This window comes from Prochlorococcus sp. MIT 1323, assembly GCF_047304905.1.
Lineage (GTDB): Bacteria > Cyanobacteriota > Cyanobacteriia > PCC-6307 > Cyanobiaceae > Prochlorococcus > Prochlorococcus marinus_D.
Genome location: NZ_CP138973.1, coordinates 338742 through 357162 on the forward strand (window position 1 = coordinate 338742; position 18421 = coordinate 357162).

Here is an 18421-nt window from a genome sequence, read left to right on the forward strand (position 1 = left end):
GGGCCCATGATGCGTATGTTTAATTATAGAATCTCTGAAGAGGCCTAAAATGTCTAAGGATAAAGAGTTCGCAATCAGCAAGGATAGTCTGCGTGCTTTATGGGGAAATGTTCCAATTTCTGCAAAAATTTATCAGCAGATACAAGCCTATCTTCTCCAACGTCAATCAATGGGTTTATCAACTAATGTCGATGAATTGATTAGTACTGCTACCGATGAATTTCGTGATTTTCAGCAACGCCCAGAGGTCAAGGAGGCTCTCGAATTGGTCTTTGCGGATCTTGAATCAGATCTGGCTTTTTCAGGATTAAGTAAAGACGAAAGGACTCAAGCAATCGTGATTAACTTTGCCATCGCAAACTACCTCAATAATCTCACTGGTAAATGATATCTTTATCTCTATGTGATAAGTAGACAGCCTTATAGTAGATCCTCATGAATCCATAAACTACTGTTCGGGCTCTCGTCAATAATTTATCCACACTCTCGTTTCAACCCGTCAACCCTATCTAGGTTCTTGCTACTTAGTTGTAATTAGCTGCCAATGATTAATTCTCTTCCTCCTGTTCCGTTTCAAATTAAATGCATATCATTCGCCTATCTCCTCTAACCATTTGGAATCTTTAACGCAGCAAGTTCGGCTTGGCTCCTTCTGCTATTGATTGACTTCACTAAATAGAGTTCGCCCTTCCTGCTGAAAACTGTGATTAAATCAAGCGTCTTCAATGTATCACTGGTACTTACCACAATCACAATCTTTTTTTATTTTGCTGTAAATTAACCTCAATCACTTGAAATAACTTGCCAAACGTTCATCGCTACTGAGTGTTAACCAAATAAAAAAAATCTGCTTAAACCTGTTTTTTCTTCTTGACCCTCAGCTAGATCTAATCGACCCACAACTTGATGCATTCCTTGATTGCAAGCACGGCCCATAGGCCTTAACCGCGAACTTCTGATGTGCTTCTCTTAGCACCTCTATCAACACTTCTAGCTTGAGCTACGGCACAATCGAGAATAGCTTGCAATTGCATCACAGTGTGATGTGAAAACTTCTAGACCGTTATTGCAACGGCTTTGCGTACTGTATAGCCAGTGTATTGCACGTGGGTGTTGATTTTGCTGCGCCCTCTTAAACGATTGAAAAACAGTCGAGGCTGTCTTGTTGGAATGGAAAGAGCTGATTTGCTTCAGAACTCCGAAGCGCACTGGTGATTTTGCATAGATCGGCTTTGAATTCGTCAAGGTGGACACATGGATGCTTTACCCAGCCACCATCAACGCTCTAAGCAGTGGACTTTCAGTCGTTCACTTCTAGTTGACCCACTACGATCTCGGCTGCGTCAGTGGCAGCAGGTACGAACTTGGGCGCGTTTGATCCGTGAGGCTGAGGCCCTTTGGCATGTGGATGTGAGGGAACTCAGACGTTTGGGTGCCTTGGAGTTGTCCCAGTTGCTTGAGGAGGTTCCACCTAGCCAGCGGGGACGGGTTAATCGTTGGTTGCATCGCTATTCAGTTGCAACTAGGTTCCAATCCACTGGTTTGGAGCCCAATTGCTCTGAACGGTCATGAATCTTTGATGCCACACTAAAAAAAAATTTTTCTGACAAGCCTTTTTATTCTTCATTGTTCAATCCTAGTTGATAAAAAGTTCAAATATGGATTTCTTTTTAGATCTTAGGTTAGACGCTCCCTTTCAAACAATGAACAGTAATACTTTTTACACCTTTAGATATACGTGCTTTCAGAAATATATTGTTGCCTTTTTTTAGTGCTTAGTTGATTTGCTATCAAGCCTTTGAGCAGCTTCTTGCTAGGAGCTCAATTGTTTAAGCTTAGATCAATCCTTTTAATTTGTTGATAACAGGACTTGCTGACGGTCGAATCATGGTTTGTTTGGCTTGCCGTTGGGGTTCGCTATTGCAGATTGAGTCACTAATAGGCGAGTAACGATCTTGATAGCAGAACAAGCGTCGCTTGCAATGTTTTTTATTATGCGCTGACTCTATGGTTATTTTGCTTGGATTCTTCATTGACTCTTGAATAATTCCACTGACAAAATCTATATAGATGTAGATGAATCAAAAAAGCCACCTCTCTAATGAGAAGTGGCCTGAAGACTGAGATCTCAGTCATGCACGGAATCGGAGCGGCGGGATTTGAACCCACGACCCCTACTACCCCAAAGTAGTGCGCTACCAAGCTGCGCCACGCCCCGGCTTATTCAAGCTATCACAGGGTATTGCGTTGCCTACTGGCCGATCTAATCCGTTTTGAAGGCAATCTTCTGCTCAACCGCCTTAAGAGTCGCCTTGACAGCTGATCACGGCTTTCGCTCGCGTAGCCCCATAGCTTGAGCTGATGCGCCAGCTGTCTCAATTCAGAAAGGTTCATTGCTGCCAATTGCAGCTCCGGCAACGTTCTCCATGCGCGCGCCCTCATAGGAAGCTGAGTTTCGCTGGTGCTGTTTCCCATGTTCAAGCTGACCTCAGCAAGCCATTCGGGAATGACCACCATCAGAACTGCGATGAGCCCATAGAGCTCAACCAAGCCCTTAGGGAGCGGAAGAAACCTGCGTGGCTGCTGTTGGTCTGATGGTGAGGGCAAGATCAGCAACCTGATGCTGAATCCTGACCACTTTGCCACTTCTACAAGGGCTCAGATGGGCAGGGGTGGTTAGATCTGTAAGGATCCTGAGGTTGGCTCTGGGGCCTCCCTCCACTGTAGAGCTGGTTCTTTCCCCTGTTGACCGGTAAGCCTCAAGGAGAAGATCAGGCAGAAGACAATCATCAGAGTGGCAGCTAAGGCAAGCATTACCAATCGATCTGGTAAGGGTGGCTTCATTGCTCCATGTTGGGGATCTGCTTGCTTGAGTTGTAGGTTATATGAAATTTGAATGGGAAAAGTTATTTGAAACCGGCTGCTTCTCTTTGTGAGTAATTCTGGTCATACTTATCAAAAAAAGATTAATAATCAATCAGAAGATTTTCTTTGCTTAGAGTAACTTTAGCTCTGCCATGCCTGTTAATCACTATTGCTTTACCGATAAGACTTTTCTCTCCTGCTTTCGCAGATACCATCTCTCAGGGGGAGGTTCCGCTGATTCCACGTGAAGTCTTGTTTGGCAACCCTGAGGTGAGTGGGGTTACCTTGAGTCCAGATGGTAAGCAGATTGTTTTTCTGGCGCCCCATCGGGGAGTGCTGAATCTTTGGGCTTAAGAGCTTGAAGCGGGATCTAAACCACGTCTGCTTACAAAGAGTACGAATCGTCCCACTAGGGCTGCTAGTTGGAGCGTTGATGGGTGATATCTAACCACTAGTCGCGATAGCTATGGCGATGAAAACACTGTTCTGATTCGAATCGATCCAATGATTGGCGAGGCGATTGATCTCACACCAGGTAAGGATGTCAAAGCTGCTATCTGGGGTGATGACCAAGACGTCCCTGACGAGTTGGTCATCGGCCTAAATGATCGCGATCCTCGATATCATGATCTCTGGGTAATCAATCTACAGACTGGTGAGCGTTGCTTACTGTATGAAGATAATTATGGTCATTTGGTCTCTGTTGACTGGATTGACGGTGATTGGCAGTTGGTTCTGCGAAACCGGATACAACCAGATGGTGGCAATACTTACGATCTTCGTTTGCCTGGCCAAAAAGATTGGAAACCATTTTTAAGTTTAGGCTTGGTTGTATGTCTTGAATAATTTGGCTTGAGATTGCACCTTTTATGCATGCTATTTGCTAAAGCTTGATTATTTCATTCCCAGATCTTAGAACGCAATGACTAACTGACCAATCATATTCTTGCCAGACACTTACTGGTAATTTAAATTTTGCACCTGGGAAATCATTTAGAGCAACCTGAGTAGGCATTGCAGAGCAGTATTGTCTGCTTCCGGGTTTTGCTAGGTATTGCTGGTGATATGACTCGGCATAATGGAATTGTTGATCGGCTTTGATTTCAGTTGTAATTGCTCCAAAACCACCCTTGCTTAAGAGTTGCTGAAAGCTGTCTCGACTGGCCTGCGCAAGCTCCATCTGCTGAAGCGTGGTGGTGTAAATCGCCGATCGGTATTGACTCCCTCGATCATTACCCTGGCGATTTCCTTGCGTGGGATCATGGCATTCCCAGAACAATTTGAGGAGGTCGCTGTAGTCAATGACGGATTTATTCCACACCACCCGTACGATTTCAGTGTGTCCGCTACGTCCTGAGCAGACCTCTTGATAGGTCGGTTGCTCTTGATGACCACCGGCGTAACCTACTGCCGTGGTGATGATCCCAGGCAATTTCCAGAAACCCTTTTCGGCTCCCCAAAAGCAGCCACAAGCAAACAGAGCATCTTCCTGATCTGTGGTTAGCGGGGCATGCAGCCTTGTACCTAGAACGGCGTGCTGCTCAGTTCCTGAGGGAATTGCAGCCTCTTTTGAAGCCTTTGGGGTTAACCACGATGGGAACATCAAATTCATGCAAGATTACTAACCATAGGCAACTCCTTTTGGTTTTAGATGCAGGTGGTTATGGAGCCCTGTCACGAAGCACAAAAAGAGGTGGGGTAAGCCTAAAATAAGGATCATCTTCAACAGTTTAGAGCCAATCCTGTTTAGATCAGATGGATTCAGAATACCCATCGCTAACTGAATTATGTGAACATGCAATATCTTCTTTGACAATTTCTTGCACTTATACACAGTGCAGATTGACTTTCATGATTAGCTAAAGTTCAATGATATTTTGATCTGGTCAAAAACTCTGCTAACAGCTGTTTGGCTGCCATTCGGTTCGGGCTATCTTCTTGTTTGCTAGCGACAAACCCTCCAATATGAGCTGAGATACCTCTACTATGCATTTCATTGTTGCTTCAAAGCGTGAAATAGATATTTAAGTTTCCACCATCAGAGCAATCTGTATGCACATTCTTGTAATCAAGGGTTCAGTGGCTTGCGGCTTCAATTCTTTGATTCTCTGATTTTATTTGTTTTAAATTAAATCATTTTATCCTCTGCTTCCAGGTTGATTTATATAATAGATTGGCTTGTTTGATTGATCCTTTTGATTTCCCATTCAGGTCTTCTCCGAACAGAGTCTCTGGATCGCTTCAGCTCTGTCACTTGGCTTGGCTTCGGTTTAATGAACGCTTGTGATTAGAGATTGTGAGACTGACCCATTCGCGTTTCTTTTGATGTTGGTAATAAAATTAAAAGGAGTCTTCCTAGTGATGATTTGAAATAGTTAAGGCAGAAGTTTTTCTGTCATCGGCTTTCCAATGTTGTGCGTCAAAATGGCCACTGATTTGATTGCAGAAGTGGATCACTTTTGCTGAAGCCAGTAGTGGATTTACTTTATACTATACGAGCAACCTTGGTGTTTTTAGTGAGATCCAAGAAGAGCACTTGATAGCTGCCTTGATGTGGGCTCAAGGCATAATACTTAGAATATTTTCGTCTTCGGATCTTAATTAATAGGCTTACCTTTATAAACCTCTAGGTTGATCATTTTGGAAACACACATTACCCAATTATCGTTAACTTTGGGGTGCTTCTTTGGGCTCCAGAGAGATGTGGTTGAGCAGGGTTGTTACGAAGGCGAACAGGAGGAAGGGCAGGCTTAATACCAAGATCAAACCAACGCCAACTAGAGCGAACAGAGGCCTGCTCGAGCCCATTAGACCCAGGCCTGCTGCAAGGCTTACGAAGATCACTGCCATCCAGGCCAAGACTTGACCATAGATGTCTCCAAAGGTGAGAGTACAACGCAAGGAGTATGGAGTGTTGACTGTCATGTCATTGCCTTTATACTTTTCCTTATAGCTAAACCTTTTAACCCCCGCTTGTCTTGCGATTGAAACATATCATATTGAGAGGCATGAACCCTCTGATAGCAATGGCTCTAGGTAATCATGATGTGGGTTGAAGACACCATCTTTGTTCCCACTATTTAATAGATTGACAGATAGATCTTCTTTTAAGTTATTGCCCAAGCTTATTATCGGTTTTGAATGACACAGAACGCTTCTGTCGTAAGTTTCAACTTTATGATGTCCATAGAATCTATGGATGCCTGATTTAGCTAATAGGGAAATCTCAGAAATGAAACCAAGCCTTCCTGCTTCATGTAATTAGAAGGATGTTTCTAGAATGAACAAGAAGTAGTACGCTTATTGAGGCGCAAACTAATCTCACAATCTTAACGACGTGTGCACAGTAAAAGCACCCCTTCCACTGCTTCAAAGACTGAGTCAGGTGCCAGGCATGGAAAAAGGCAAATATCGACTTATTATTTTGCTTCCCCAGTTAGGTGACTTTGACAGCCTCGAATATGCTCAAGCACTAGTTGCTGATATGCCAAGGCTAAGGGCTGCTGGGATCTCCACTTTGGCCATAGGCATAGGCAATGCTGAGAGTGCTGAACGATTCTGCACCTTTACTGGCTTTCCTAAACAAAATATGTTGGTTGATGAGGAACCGACACTCCACAGAGCGCTGGGTCTCTATGGCGGACTAAAAACACTTGGTGGCCCTTGGCCTGCATTGTTTTTAATGTGCGCAGGCATTGGTTCTCCAGGCACCCTGTCTGAAGTACTACGTGGCTACACAGGAGATCGAAGTGCACCCCAGCGAATCGCGAACAACGAAACCATCAACATCTCCCCATTCCCATCCGTAAGAGGATCCTTTTTCAGGCGAGCTGGTGGTGAGGGTTTTCAAAGACCATTTGAGCTCGCCACTATTCGACTGCGAAACATGATAGAAGTGCTAAGTAACTTGGGTACTTACTTACCTCGTGACGACTTCATTACACAACGGGGCGGTACTTATTTACTAGATTGTGACGACACACTTTTATATAGCCACCAAGACAAGGGGATCCTCGGATTCTCAGAAACAATGGCCAAACCCCTTTCTTTCCTAGGCCAATATCTAGATAAGAATCAATATGAATAAAATATCAATTCAAATACTCTGATGATTCACACTTGCTTGCTTTCGATTTGGTGACTAGTATATAAAAAATAGCAATAATAATATGCATGATACTTAAGCAAGCGTTGCAAAATGTCTAGTAACTATTTGGTATAAGTCGCGATCAATAGATGTTGTCGGCACCGCTATGTTATTCAATACCTTGTGACTAAATTGCAATCAACTATATGTATGATCCTCATTAAGTCCAAGCATCCATAGGTTAATCACGGCCCTTCCCATATTATAAAAAGGCAATATCAGACGATTTATCAAATAACTTAATTCTTCAAACCCTGCAAAAATTCTAATCATCACAAGCCACAACTGAAAGTTAGCTGAATCCTTTACAATCTTCTATGAACGACAGTATGTATATTATAAATTAACTACACAAGTGTCCTGCATCCCAGCACTTCTCTATTAGCATGAATAGGTACTATCCTTTAAGTAAGTACATTTCACCAATGATGGCCTTAAACGTTAACCCTGAGCATGAATGATCTAACCAAGGCGATCAACCTTCATTTGGCCTGTGAGTTTCAGGCAAGTCATACCTACCTAGCGATGTCAATTTGGCTTCGCGAGAAGGATTTAGCTGGATTTTCCTCATACATGCAAATTAAGAGCCAAGAGGAACGTGGTCATGCAGATCGACTTATTGCCTACCTTGTTGATTGCGATGAGCAGGTCGAGCTTCCCGCTGTTGAAGCTCCACAACGCAATTGGGGGTCCACCCAGGATCTCTTTGATCAGGTTTACGAGCTAGAAAAAGATGTAACAGCATCAATTAACCGTATTTATTCCATAGCTGAACAAGCTGGTGAGCGTAGTGCGACCGCCATGCTCGATTGGTTCATCGCAGAACAGTTACAAGAGGAAGCGGAAGCTCGTTTCGTGCGTAAGCGACTTCGCCTGGCTGGTGATAACACTGCTGCGCTACTTCTTTTGGATCAACAGTTTCTTGATGGAACTGCCTTGACAACTGTCAAGGGTGGCCTTACTGGATTAAAGCAATCTGAGAATTAATCCCAAGTTGTTATGATCACTATTCAATAATACTAGAAAATATTATCCGCTACTGTTTGTTGCGGCTTACTTTCAAGGCATTTCCATTGCAATGATCTGGCATGAATAAAAATTGTGCAAGGCCTTCTTCTGACATAGAATGCTATTGCATTGCTTAAAGCAATATCTTCTAGCCATAAAATGTTTGTAAAAATAATCATCCTGTTAGATAAGCTTTTAAAAGTTACGTCCCGACAATGATTTCTTTGGTATATCTTATTTCACATTTGAAAAATTTTAAAATCCCAATCATGCTTAAAGTTAAATCAAACAGTGACAAGTTCTCTACCTTGACTTGTAACTAAAACCAAGACTAAAAAAAGGCAGAGTGAGAACTCTGCCCTTTCTTACAATCGATGCCAACTAAGATTTCACGTCATATTGGTTCCTTGTCCATCATTATCGGCTTTACCTCCGATGATAAAAATAGCCATGCAGGCCGAGCCAATGATTCCACACACCACTGCTGAGAGGGTTCCAAAATCCATTGATGAATCCAGACAAAGTCCATATATCACTAGCCCAAGTAATCCCAATCACAGGATGGCATTGTGCAATTCGAAATGAGACTTAATCCTAGGCGTGCTAATCCATTGTGCCAATAGATACATTCACCAAAGCGCCAGCGATGGCTTGCCTTGGTTCTGTCAGGATTCCTCAAAAGCTTGTGATATCAATAGTAATTCACCTTTTAGGATCTGTTGCCATCGAATCACTATTTGATTAGTTGTATGAAATATCACTCTATAAGGTGTCGCCTAACTCTCGCCTATGTGATCAATGCCTTGTCTCTACAGTATCCTCTGAGAGGTCTTTGATGTATCTAATGATCGTGCTTAATCACACATATACTACGGCACATTATCATGTCTAAATCACACTTTACCTCTTCGTATATGTAGAGTTCTGTGTACACCTAGCGTCGAACTGTCGCTATACAAATAGATTTTATTTGCCCTAAACAAGTTCATTCTCGTGCAAACCTACGGGAAAACAGACGTTACCTACGCCTGGTACGCGGGTAACAGTGGAGTGACCAACCGATCAGGCCGATTCATTGCCTCACATATTGGCCACACAGGATTAATTTGCTTCGGCGCTGGTGCCAACACCCTATTTGAGCTAGCTCGTTACGATTCCGCATTGCCAATAGGTGACCAAGGATTTGTAGTTCTTCCTCACCTAGCAGGCCTTGGTATTGGTGGCATAGAGAACGGTGTGATTACTGACTCCTATGGGATGCTTGTAGTCGCAGTCTTCCATCTAATCTTCTCGGCCGTTTATGCCGGTGGTGCGATGCTTCACTCCTTTCGATACAAGGAGGACTTGGGAGAATACCCGCAAGGATCCAGACCCAACAAATTTGATTTTAAATGGGATGATCCAGACAGGCTGACCTTCATACTTGGACATCACCTGCTATTCCTAGGTCTTGGCTGCGTTCAATTTGTTGAATGGGCTAAATACCATGGAATTTATGACCCAGCAATGGGTGTTGTACGTAAGGTCGAATACAACCTTGACTTGTCAATGGTTTGGAATCACCAGATTGATTTCCTTACGATTAGCAGTTTAGAAGATGTGATGGGAGGTCATGCATTCTTGGCCTTCTTCTTGAGTGCTGGTGCTGTTTGGCATATTTTCAGCAAGCCATTTGGGGAATACACTGAATTCAAAGGAAAAGGACTGTTGTCTGCTGAATTTGTGCTTTCCACCTCATTAGCAGGTGCAGCCTTTATTGCTTTTGTGGCAGCCTTCTGGGCTTCTATGAACACCACAATTTATCCAACTGATCTCTATGGTGGTCCTCTCAATATCGAATTGAACTTCGCTCCCTATTTCTCAGATACGGATCCATTGTTTGGTGGAGACGTACACTCAGCTCGTTCATGGCTTTCAAACTTCCATTTCTACCTTGGATTCTTCTATCTTCAGGGTCATTTCTGGCATGGATTGAGAGCGATGGGCTTTGACTTCAAACGTGTTGAAAAATTGTTCGATCAGCTAGAAAGCAACGAAATTAGCCTTAACCCAGCTAAAAGTACGACCGTGCCATCAACATCGAGCGATAACGCCACATAAACTAGCTTCAAATTAACACTGCGATTTATCTCAAAATAGGAGCCCTGCCTAAGCAGGGCTTTTTATTGAGACTATGGTTGTCAACTTGAAAATATATTGCTTAGCAAACTACAACTACTGATTGTTCTATTGTTCGACTTGCTTCCATTAGTTATACTGCTTCAAATACGTAAACCGCTGATCTTCAATTTTGCGATTTTGACAGCCAACGCAAATCGAATTTGTCAATGTATAGAGTGTCTTTGATTTAATAATGATCTAAAGCAAACATCTATAACAAGCCATTGATATGATCTAATCGCTATCTAAACTTGGCTTTTCTTCTTGTGGATCTAGGTTGAGTGCTGCTATTCCTTTCACGAACTCTGCTTCAACGACTTTTTCACTGACTTAATGCGATCGATTTACAATAGACCCTTGGCCTTAAGGTTTAGCAAGGATTGTCTCTCCCACTTATTGATCTCTAACTTCTTGATTAGGAGCCATCTTGCGCAGGCGGCTTTGTTGTTGCTGTCTTATTAATAAATGAATATCGGCGGCCAATACCAAAACACCAAGCAAGACAATTCCGCCAATGGTTATTGGTGTCAGCTCTACTGCCGCTGCAAAGGGAGCTGTAGCCATCTTTGACTTAAAATTCTCTCTAATCATAGCTATAAAGACCCATTTGAGGCACTGCAAACTTAATAATCAACCAATCCAAATATTTAGATAGGCCCTCTTACGTGTGTCGTTTAACAGTCGCTATGTCTTCGCAACGCTGTCTCCTAATCACTCCATTGATAGACTGCCTTGTCTCCAACACAACGATATCAATTTGCTTTTGCTACATTCTATTCATTAACTGTAATCAAGCAGGCTTGCGATCTCAGTATTAATCAGATTTGAAATCACTCTGCCAGATTATCGCTATAAACAGGCAAAGTTTACGGCAAGCACGCCTGGAATGATAATCAGCTTGACAACTGACGCACGATTTAAGTCATTGCATACACCAGTAACATCAATTCCTTCAAGAGATTCCATTTGTATTTCCTTTGGATATGTTCTTCTTCCATCCAAGCTACGCCCAGGATTAGCAACTCTTTCAATGGCCAGGATTTACATCATCTATACATTTGCAGTGCACGGCGTCATTGCTGTTTGGCGATTGATTCCTTCTGCCTATGCCACAGATTTCAACACGTGCAAGTGAGCAAGTTAAAACTTGACGGCACCAGTGGACTAAACAGCACCCCAGGCTGTGACTGAATTTACATAAGTGCCTATCAGCAAGGCATGTGCCTCGCAACAGCTCTATTGCTATTGAGAATCGCTTGCAAAAGGCCCCGTTGAGCGTATAGGTTGCGAAGAGTTCTCAAAAAGCACTGAGAGGCTTCATATGAGCTTCCGATTCCTGCCAGATGATCCGGTCCCAGCAGTGCGGATGCCAACTGGGCAATCCATCCTGATCGATCCCGCTGCACGTTCAGGCGGCGCTTGTATCGAAGTCGTTGAGGGAATCGCCCGCGTTTACTGCCCATGCGAAGAAACTGAAGGAATGACTCTCGCTTTTCTTCAGGAAGGCGACCAACTACGCACCGACCGCTTGTGTAGTGAAGGTGTCTGTGTTGAAGCACTTACACCATTATGTTTTCGCAGCGATGCTGAAATCCGTGATGGGCATGACTTTGATGCAGTGAACGAATGGACCCTACAGCTGCTTCGCATTCGCCATTTAGGTAATGCAGAACAGCGTCTCCAAGCATTGCTTGCCCTGCTTGTTAACCGCTTAGGGCGACGCTGTGGCGACTGGTGTGATCTCCCATTCCGACTCACCCATGAGCGAATTGGCGAACTCATTGGATCTACGCGTGTGACCTCCACGCGACTGATCTCCAGGCTAAGGACCGCTGATCTTTTAAACGTTCCCAGCGGAGAGCCCATCTTGCGTTTAGCTCCAGCCTTAATCGAATCAGCACCTCTTGCCGCCTCATAGATCTGAGTGAATGAAAGACCTAGTTACGACATCAGACAGCGTTATCGCCAGTCTCTGTAGAGAGGTTGATGGGATCCGTCATCGCTGTAGCTCATTGCTAGAGGCTATGGCTAAATGTAATGACGACAACCTATCTTGCCGCCTGAAAAAAGAATTTCAGCAGCTCAGCAATCGACGCAGTCGATTACTCGAAACAGCCAAAGCAATGCAATTTAAAGGTGTCGACGATAAACTCTCTATTGCATTTCTAATTGAGATCAGTAGCAGACCACTTGACATGAGAACTTGTTGGTCTCAAGAACAAAAGTCTGATTTTATTAGCCATAACTCATAGGCACTCTTAGTCAATATTTTAAAAACACAGTTATCTATCTATATTGATTATTGATGGCGATTACTAGGCCAGCTTTGCAGGTGAATGCTTTCCATCGCTCAATTCGCCGTCAATAATTAACATTGCAGAGGGCTGATTCTGGGCAAAACGTACCCGACCCAAGAGGTGAGCAAACTCATTTTCAGAGTCGACTTGATTATCGACTAGTGGATCAAGGAACACTGTCGTGCGCATATCAGAAGCTCGCTCAGCCATTGCATAAAGCTGATGCAGCGAGGTTGTTACATCTGCCTCCATCTGGAATGAGGCAGCCATGATTTCATCTGTAGAGATCCATTCCTGACGGGGTGAAGGTACATCCTGCAGAACAACAGCTTGTCCACGAGCAATCAGGTAATCTGCAAAATGGGCGGCATGTTCCTGTTCTTGAATAGCTTCTTGCTTGAAGTAATGGGAAAAGCCGCGCAATTCGCGCTCAGCAAACCAAATCGCAATAGCAAAGTAAGCAGCGCTAGCATTTCTCTCCATGGTTAGATGCTGATGGAGAGCCTCAACCAGAGAAGCTTCCATTGACTGAGCGATTGCACGTCCTGCAGGACCAGTGGTAAGGGCTACAGCTTTAGTACTGCTAGGCAATGCCATGATTTGTCTTGTGGAGATTGCACAGAGTGGCGAGGATGGATTAGCAACCAGGCAAATGTGCATAGAGTGATGTGACGAATGCTACAAGCCCTTTTACATCTTGAAAAGGTCTCTTCAGGTGCGATTTGGACCCCATATAATGAGAATCAGTCTCAGTTGCGGAGTTACCGCAGGTCTTTATGGCCAAGGCATTGGGGAATGACTTTGTGGACAGTCGTCTGCGACGTCTTGAGCTCGTTCAAAACAAGAAAAAAACCTGCAAAAAGCGGAAGTGCTCGAAGTGGAAAGGTGGCAAATGTGTTTGCAGCCGGGGCTGATTTAATTACCCATTCCTTTGCGAAAAGGGGGTATTGAGGGCTAATACAACTTGATCAGGATAAATTTGTAGCCTTAATAGTTGTTAATTGATTGAGAGCACCACTGGTTAGGCCTTGGTGGTCAAGCATTGCCCTCAACAAAGTGGGCATGGAATCGCTCCGGGGAAAAGAAGGCCTTTTTGTCCCGCGCGGAAGGCGACGAAGCAGCGCTCGCCTGTCTTGACAGGACGTTCAAGTGGTTGACGTACACGCAACGTGTGATTTCCAAGCTCCACACGCAACAACCAGTGACTACCAAGAAACTCGCGACCTTGAATCAGAGCCTCGCCTCTGGGATCCTGCTGAATCTGAAGAGCCTGATCATCGACCATTAACTCAGTTGCCTTAGCAGCGTTCGGTTCCGTGGGTTTTGAGAGAGGACCAATCGGCGTCAGCCAATGTTCGCCACCCATGTTGAGAGGAAGCAGGTTTCCTTGGAGCACAAAACGACCAACAAAAGGTGTGGCTGGTTTTTGCACCAGATCAGGGGGTGATGCGCACTGATGAAGCTCACCATTGCGCAGGACCGCAACCCGATCGCAGATTGCCAGGGCTTCTTGAGGATCATGTGTCACAAGCAGACCACTGGCACCACATGTTTGAAGAACACCTGCAAGCTCGCTGCGCAAACGCAGACGTACCTCAACATCAAGGTTGGAAAAGGGTTCATCAAGAAGTACGAGTGATGGCCCTGGGGCCAATGCCCTTGCCAGTGCCAAGCGTTGGCGTTGGCCTCCAGAAAGCTGATGCGGATAACGGTGACGAAGATCCGCTAGGCCAAGCATCTCAAGCAGCCATTCTGCTCGGCTGGTGTCTTGGCCGCGGCGTAAACCAAAACAGGTATTGCGCCAGGCATTGAGATGGGGGAAAAGAGCATAATCCTGAAACACCATGCCTATGCTGCGGCGCTCGGGTGGCAGCATTCCCCGTGAGCTTGCGACCTCGTGATCATCGATGCAGATTGTCCCTCGCACAGGCTGTTCAAATCCAGCAATCAATCGCAGCAAGGTTGTTTTGCCACAACCGGAAGGTCCCAACAAACCAACGAGCTCACCTCTCTGGAGGTTCATATTGATGGATTGCAGTGTCCAACCTTCTGCTGATCCATCACCGTAGTGATACCAGAGGCCCTTGATTTGCAAGTGGTTAGTCATCAAAATCGTATATCCATAGCTGGGGTGGATTCGATAAGTCGTGCCGAGAGCAGAAAAGTCCCGCCAGGTTCAATTATCTGAAGATCATTCTTGTTCCGAAACAAGGTGATCTGACGAGTAACAGTGGAGCGCGTGGCCCCAATCAGTTCGGCCATGCGTGCATGGCCAAGGGGAAAGGGCAATTCATAACCTTCACTTCTACGGATGCCAAAGCGACCAATCAGAAGTTTTAAAAGAGCAACTAACCTTGCTTCGGCTCCGACTGGATGCCTGACAAGATGAAAATCAAATAGCCAATCCCATAGGAGATCTTGATCTTTCGGGCAGTTGTCTGCGTAATGAAGGCCAATTGAACTATTTGTGAGTGCCTCAAGTAAAAAGTTGCTGCAGTCGGGTAACCGAAGCCAACTAGATTCAGAATCACCACAAAAAGCCAAAGTGATATCAGGAAAATGATCTCCGAAGGAGCCTGAGATCCTGGCAATGCCCTGCTGAAAAAACAGCCGCACGTAGCGAGATTGATCCGTCTGAGAGGACAGCAGAATGCTCTGCCCTACTGTGAGTTGAAGTGATTCCAGCGATTCCAGTTGACTACTGACTGTTATCGGACAAGACGCATTGTGTAATGGTTTACGGAGGTAAGGGAACTCTTCCTCGCCATAACGACTGGTAGAAGAATCAAGGGTGAAGTTTGTGGCAGGTTTCCAAGATCCATTGCTGTCAGATAGATCCCAGCATCTACTAGAGATTTTTGAGTCAACAGCGACCCCAATAGATGACAATTGTCACAAGCAGATGAATCATTCTCACCCATCAAGCACAGATCAATGCTTGCTTGGGATGTGATATTTATTACATCTAGAGGTAGCTATTGATTCGGGCGCTTGATTGGGGGGAGTAGCAAAAAAGCAGAAAAATGAGCGTGTTGGTCTTTTGGTCAAGAGTCAGGCTTTGGATCAAACCAAAGGCCAGCCATGCTATTCATGGGGCTGCTTGGATTCAAGTTAAGCCGTATGGTTTCAAATGTTATTCATGAAAAATAACTTACAGCGAGTAGAATTCATGACCTGCACAAGGATTTTGTCTCCATAGAAGCAATTAAAGATGGCTAGAATGGCAGGCGTCTATATTAAAGAATTATCTGTCTATAATGATCTACTTGGCTAAGCCTATTGTAAAGCTAGCTAGATAACTGTCGGTGCCAGAAGAAGTCAATAACTGCTATGAATATGCTATTCGCAGTCAGATTCCTGGAGGATGACTTGCCTGTTATTAGCACTTTAAATATGGATTGAAGTATGCATTCATGCAGGCAGAGCATCGTGTCTTCTAGGTTTATGATGATGAATACAATGAATAACAGTATTCGCTTTCATGTCTATCAAGTATACAGCGTTGGCTTGATAGAGTTGTGTTAAATAGATCTGCAAATTTAGTTTCTAAAAAATGATGAAACACTTGTTCCTGTAGGTATAATCAGCCCTAGGGGAATGCGTTAACGTAAGAGTTTTGCTATTCTAAATGTAATCATCATTGACAATTAATGTAATGATTATTGATGAGAAATAGAAGATTTAGGCATCCCGTTTGACGACCCATTCTTTTTTTATTTCTTAGTTGGCGTTAATCTTGAAGTTGAAATGTCTCGCTCGGTTTACTGTAGTCCAACAATTAGTGAATGCCGTAGCTGATTGATCAGCTAAGCATCGAGATAAATGGCATAGTTTCCTAAAGACTTCTTAAAAGGCAATTGCGTCCATGCCCTTGATCAACATCCAAGCATCAGTTCCAGCTGTAGCTGATGCCAACTCACTGCTGCAAGAGCTCTCTAGCAAGCTTGCCGAGCTACTTGGGAAACCAGAGAAATATGTGATGACATCTCTTCAATGCGGTGTGCCAATGACATTTTCGGGAAATACTGAACCGACTTGCTATGTGGAGGTGAAAAGTATTGGAGCTCTCGATGGTAGCCGTACGCAAGAAGTGAGCGAACTCGTGTGTGGCCACATCGAGAAAAATCTTGGTATTCCAGCTGATCGAACCTATATCGGCTTTGAGGATGTCCCTGCTCGACTCTGGGGGTGGAATGGAAGTACCTTCGGTTGACGTGATCGTGATATGCCGCCAAAGGATTGGTCAAATAACCTTAGGTTAAATGAAGTAATTGTTGGTGTCCATGTAACTTACAAAGTAGACTTAATATTGGGATTCATAGGTAGGTAAGCAAGAGTAGATGTTCAAAAAGTAATTTTTGGCCAATGAATAATAAAAATGAAACAAACACCGCAATTCGCAATTTAATGAAAGACACGTGAGAAAACATCAACGAGCAGAAACGATCATGCGACGACTAAACGAGCACTATCCTGATCCTGCCATTCCTCTCAACCATCATGATGATTTCACTCTATTGATCGCAGTTGTTTTAAGTGCGCAGTGCACTGACAAGAAAGTCAATGAGGTGACAGTATCTCTGTTTGAACATGCACAGACCCCAGAGGAGATGTATCAGTTAGGTGAAGTGAGAATACTAAATATGATCAGACAGCTAGGGCTGTCAAAGCAAAAAGCCAAAAACATACATAGACTTTCGGAAATCATTGTTCAACGCTTCCATTCTTCCGTACCACAGAATTTCAATGATCTAGAATCACTCCCTGGAGTGGGACATAAAACAGCAAGTGTTGTCATGGCTCAAGCATTTGGGGTGCCTACATTTCCAGTTGATACGCATATCCACCGTTTAGCTCAAAGATGGGGATTATCTAATGGCAGCAGTGTAGTTCAGACAGAAAAAGATCTCAAAAAGCTGTTCCCGAAATCAGCATGGAATAAGCTCCATCTTCAGATCATCTACTATGGTCGTGAAAACTGTACCGCAAGGGGTTGTGATGGAACAACCTGTGGTTTATGTAGAGAGCTATATCCAAAACGACGTAATCCAGTAAAGTGGATCAAAGCCTAGGCCGGTAAATAATAAGATATTGTCTGATAACTATGCATTCGCAAATGACGTCATGAGTTAAATGAAAGTATATATAGCTATAAGAATATTTTGTTATTAACCCTTGGCCTTATTCAATCGCTTTGGCTCCCGTGAAAGAGCAAGTGCAGCAAAAATCCCTCCAAGAAATCCACTAGCATGACCGATCCAGCTCACCCCAGCAGGAGACACGCCTGGGATCAAAGCCGGAAGTGCATTTCCAAAGAGAACCAAACCCACGACTGACAATAAAATGGTCATGAAACGGCGTTCAAGAAACCCAATTAACAAAAGGTAGCCGAGTAGTCCATACAAAACACCTGACATGCCATGGCTTCCTCTTGGCCAAAATAACCAAACCGGTATTTCCATCACAACAACAGCAACTAAAACACCAATGTAATCACGAATGCCCTTGCTAAGTACTAACCAGCTTAGCGGTAAAAACATAATCGTGTTAGAGGTCAGATGACCAAAGCCTGCATGGCTAAATGGAGCGGCAAGTAGACCCCACCAAGGCAGGCCAGGCCCTATAGGCAGATTCCAATTACCCGAAAAAAATATCTGATCAATACTCTCCTGCAGCCAAGCAATCCCGACAAAGAACACAGGGAGTAATAACCGAAAGCTCAGCATCTGCTTACGTTTGGATTGGTTCACTCAAGATGCTTTGAAATGAAAATCGCATGATTCACCATTCTATTGTGCGGCAACTCCCCTACAACTCCATTAAGACATCGCAGTAATCAGCAGCCCTGCAGATCAATAACCTGCGATCAAAGCTGATCTTCTTTGACATTTCGAACCTAAGAAAGGTTCTCCAGCAGGCTTGAAAGACGGCGCTCGCAGTGATG

At 44.1% G+C, this 18421-nt stretch carries 18 protein-coding genes and 1 tRNA gene; 9 read left to right on the top strand and 10 right to left on the bottom strand.

Translation table 11 applies throughout. The features are described 5' to 3' along the window. Positions 1-49: 49 nt before the first annotated feature. Both SIB68_RS01580 and SIB68_RS01585 read left to right on the top strand, forming a co-directional pair. Positions 50-388 carry a hypothetical protein gene (locus tag SIB68_RS01580; RefSeq protein ID WP_063399391.1) on the top strand — a complete coding sequence of 113 codons (339 nt, stop codon included), beginning with the start codon at positions 50-52 and terminating at the stop codon, positions 386-388. Between the two features lie 866 nt (positions 389-1254). After that, positions 1255-1572, top strand: coding sequence for a hypothetical protein (locus SIB68_RS01585; protein ID WP_063399392.1), 318 nt, complete (start codon positions 1255-1257; stop codon positions 1570-1572). A gap of 572 nt (positions 1573-2144) precedes the next feature. On the opposite strand, the gene SIB68_RS01590 is transcribed toward SIB68_RS01585, so the two are convergent. From SIB68_RS01590 to SIB68_RS01600, 3 genes are all read right to left on the bottom strand, one after another. Continuing rightward, a tRNA-Pro gene (locus tag SIB68_RS01590) sits at positions 2145-2218 on the bottom strand. A 14-nt stretch (positions 2219-2232) separates the two neighbouring features. Continuing rightward, positions 2233-2616, bottom strand: a complete 384-nt coding sequence (locus SIB68_RS01595; protein WP_196757077.1) for a hypothetical protein — start codon at positions 2614-2616, stop codon at positions 2233-2235. A gap of 60 nt (positions 2617-2676) precedes the next feature. After that, complete coding sequence (locus tag SIB68_RS01600) at positions 2677-2844, bottom strand: hypothetical protein (RefSeq protein WP_196757076.1); 168 nt, start codon at positions 2842-2844, stop codon at positions 2677-2679. Positions 2845-3369: 525 nt separating this feature from the next. On the opposite strand from SIB68_RS01600, the gene SIB68_RS01605 reads away from it, so the two are divergent. Further along, complete coding sequence (locus tag SIB68_RS01605) at positions 3370-3711, top strand: hypothetical protein (RefSeq protein WP_063399394.1); 342 nt, start codon at positions 3370-3372, stop codon at positions 3709-3711. A gap of 37 nt (positions 3712-3748) precedes the next feature. On the opposite strand, the gene msrA is transcribed toward SIB68_RS01605, so the two are convergent. Continuing rightward, positions 3749-4468: a peptide-methionine (S)-S-oxide reductase MsrA gene (gene msrA / locus SIB68_RS01610; RefSeq protein WP_063399395.1), complete on the bottom strand. Its 720-nt coding sequence runs from the start codon at positions 4466-4468 to the stop codon at positions 3749-3751. Positions 4469-5532: 1064 nt separating this feature from the next. Continuing rightward, positions 5533-5790 carry a hypothetical protein gene (locus tag SIB68_RS01615; protein WP_063399397.1) on the bottom strand — a complete coding sequence of 86 codons (258 nt, stop codon included), beginning with the start codon at positions 5788-5790 and terminating at the stop codon, positions 5533-5535. Between the two features lie 469 nt (positions 5791-6259). Between SIB68_RS01615 and SIB68_RS01620 the strand changes: the two genes are divergently transcribed. The 3 genes from SIB68_RS01620 (at position 6260) to SIB68_RS01630 (ending at position 10120) form a co-directional block, all read left to right on the top strand. Then, positions 6260-6952: a peroxiredoxin-like family protein gene (locus SIB68_RS01620; RefSeq protein ID WP_063399414.1), complete on the top strand. Its 693-nt coding sequence runs from the start codon at positions 6260-6262 to the stop codon at positions 6950-6952. A gap of 513 nt (positions 6953-7465) precedes the next feature. After that, positions 7466-7999 (top strand): ferritin, encoded by a 534-nt coding sequence (locus tag SIB68_RS01625; protein WP_011129874.1) that lies wholly within the window; start codon positions 7466-7468, stop codon positions 7997-7999. Between the two features lie 1014 nt (positions 8000-9013). Further along, positions 9014-10120, top strand: coding sequence for a chlorophyll a/b binding light-harvesting protein (locus SIB68_RS01630; protein WP_063399398.1), 1107 nt, complete (start codon positions 9014-9016; stop codon positions 10118-10120). Positions 10121-10573: 453 nt separating this feature from the next. Here SIB68_RS01630 and SIB68_RS01635 read toward each other — a convergent pair whose 3' ends face one another. Further along, positions 10574-10744, bottom strand: coding sequence for a hypothetical protein (locus tag SIB68_RS01635; RefSeq protein ID WP_155724889.1), 171 nt, complete (start codon positions 10742-10744; stop codon positions 10574-10576). Between the two features lie 757 nt (positions 10745-11501). On the opposite strand from SIB68_RS01635, the gene SIB68_RS01640 reads away from it, so the two are divergent. Then, positions 11502-12098 carry a helix-turn-helix domain-containing protein gene (locus SIB68_RS01640; RefSeq protein ID WP_063397747.1) on the top strand — a complete coding sequence of 199 codons (597 nt, stop codon included), beginning with the start codon at positions 11502-11504 and terminating at the stop codon, positions 12096-12098. Between the two features lie 397 nt (positions 12099-12495). Here SIB68_RS01640 and SIB68_RS01645 read toward each other — a convergent pair whose 3' ends face one another. The 3 genes from SIB68_RS01645 to SIB68_RS01655 all read right to left on the bottom strand — a co-directional run bounded on the left by SIB68_RS01645 (position 12496) and on the right by SIB68_RS01655 (position 15366). After that, positions 12496-13074 (bottom strand): ferritin, encoded by a 579-nt coding sequence (locus SIB68_RS01645; protein ID WP_063399401.1) that lies wholly within the window; start codon positions 13072-13074, stop codon positions 12496-12498. 451 nt (positions 13075-13525) lie between these two features. Continuing rightward, positions 13526-14584: an ABC transporter ATP-binding protein gene (locus SIB68_RS01650; RefSeq protein WP_063399402.1), complete on the bottom strand. Its 1059-nt coding sequence runs from the start codon at positions 14582-14584 to the stop codon at positions 13526-13528. Beyond that, positions 14584-15366, bottom strand: a complete 783-nt coding sequence (locus SIB68_RS01655) for a helix-turn-helix domain-containing protein (protein WP_063399403.1) — start codon at positions 15364-15366, stop codon at positions 14584-14586. The genes SIB68_RS01650 and SIB68_RS01655 overlap by 1 nt, the downstream gene beginning before the upstream one ends. 976 nt (positions 15367-16342) lie before the next feature. Here SIB68_RS01655 and SIB68_RS01660 point away from each other — a divergent pair. Both SIB68_RS01660 and nth read left to right on the top strand, forming a co-directional pair. Then, complete coding sequence (locus tag SIB68_RS01660) at positions 16343-16690, top strand: phenylpyruvate tautomerase MIF-related protein (protein WP_063399404.1); 348 nt, start codon at positions 16343-16345, stop codon at positions 16688-16690. Positions 16691-16895: 205 nt separating this feature from the next. Next, positions 16896-17549, top strand: coding sequence for an endonuclease III (nth, locus tag SIB68_RS01665; protein ID WP_063399405.1), 654 nt, complete (start codon positions 16896-16898; stop codon positions 17547-17549). Positions 17550-17645: 96 nt separating this feature from the next. Here nth and SIB68_RS01670 read toward each other — a convergent pair whose 3' ends face one another. Then, positions 17646-18203 carry a rhomboid family intramembrane serine protease gene (locus SIB68_RS01670; RefSeq protein WP_063399406.1) on the bottom strand — a complete coding sequence of 186 codons (558 nt, stop codon included), beginning with the start codon at positions 18201-18203 and terminating at the stop codon, positions 17646-17648. Positions 18204-18421: the final 218 nt, after the last annotated feature.

Excerpts from the sequence above, each read along its gene's own strand:
- SIB68_RS01580 (WP_063399391.1), top strand. The coding sequence starts at position 50 with ATGTCTAAGGATAAAGAGTTCGCAATCAGCAAGGATAGTCTGCGTGCT.
- SIB68_RS01585 (WP_063399392.1), top strand. The coding sequence starts at position 1,255 with ATGGATGCTTTACCCAGCCACCATCAACGCTCTAAGCAGTGGACTTTC.
- SIB68_RS01600 (WP_196757076.1), bottom strand. The coding sequence starts at position 2,844 with ATGAAGCCACCCTTACCAGATCGATTGGTAATGCTTGCCTTAGCTGCC.
- SIB68_RS01605 (WP_063399394.1), top strand. The coding sequence starts at position 3,370 with ATGATTGGCGAGGCGATTGATCTCACACCAGGTAAGGATGTCAAAGCT.
- msrA (WP_063399395.1), bottom strand. The coding sequence starts at position 4,468 with ATGTTCCCATCGTGGTTAACCCCAAAGGCTTCAAAAGAGGCTGCAATT.
- SIB68_RS01615 (WP_063399397.1), bottom strand. The coding sequence starts at position 5,790 with ATGACAGTCAACACTCCATACTCCTTGCGTTGTACTCTCACCTTTGGA.
- SIB68_RS01620 (WP_063399414.1), top strand. The coding sequence starts at position 6,260 with ATGGAAAAAGGCAAATATCGACTTATTATTTTGCTTCCCCAGTTAGGT.
- SIB68_RS01625 (WP_011129874.1), top strand. The coding sequence starts at position 7,466 with ATGAATGATCTAACCAAGGCGATCAACCTTCATTTGGCCTGTGAGTTT.
- SIB68_RS01635 (WP_155724889.1), bottom strand. The coding sequence starts at position 10,744 with ATGGCTACAGCTCCCTTTGCAGCGGCAGTAGAGCTGACACCAATAACC.
- SIB68_RS01640 (WP_063397747.1), top strand. The coding sequence starts at position 11,502 with ATGAGCTTCCGATTCCTGCCAGATGATCCGGTCCCAGCAGTGCGGATG.
- SIB68_RS01645 (WP_063399401.1), bottom strand. The coding sequence starts at position 13,074 with ATGGCATTGCCTAGCAGTACTAAAGCTGTAGCCCTTACCACTGGTCCT.
- SIB68_RS01650 (WP_063399402.1), bottom strand. The coding sequence starts at position 14,584 with ATGACTAACCACTTGCAAATCAAGGGCCTCTGGTATCACTACGGTGAT.
- SIB68_RS01660 (WP_063399404.1), top strand. The coding sequence starts at position 16,343 with ATGCCCTTGATCAACATCCAAGCATCAGTTCCAGCTGTAGCTGATGCC.
- SIB68_RS01670 (WP_063399406.1), bottom strand. The coding sequence starts at position 18,203 with ATGCTGAGCTTTCGGTTATTACTCCCTGTGTTCTTTGTCGGGATTGCT.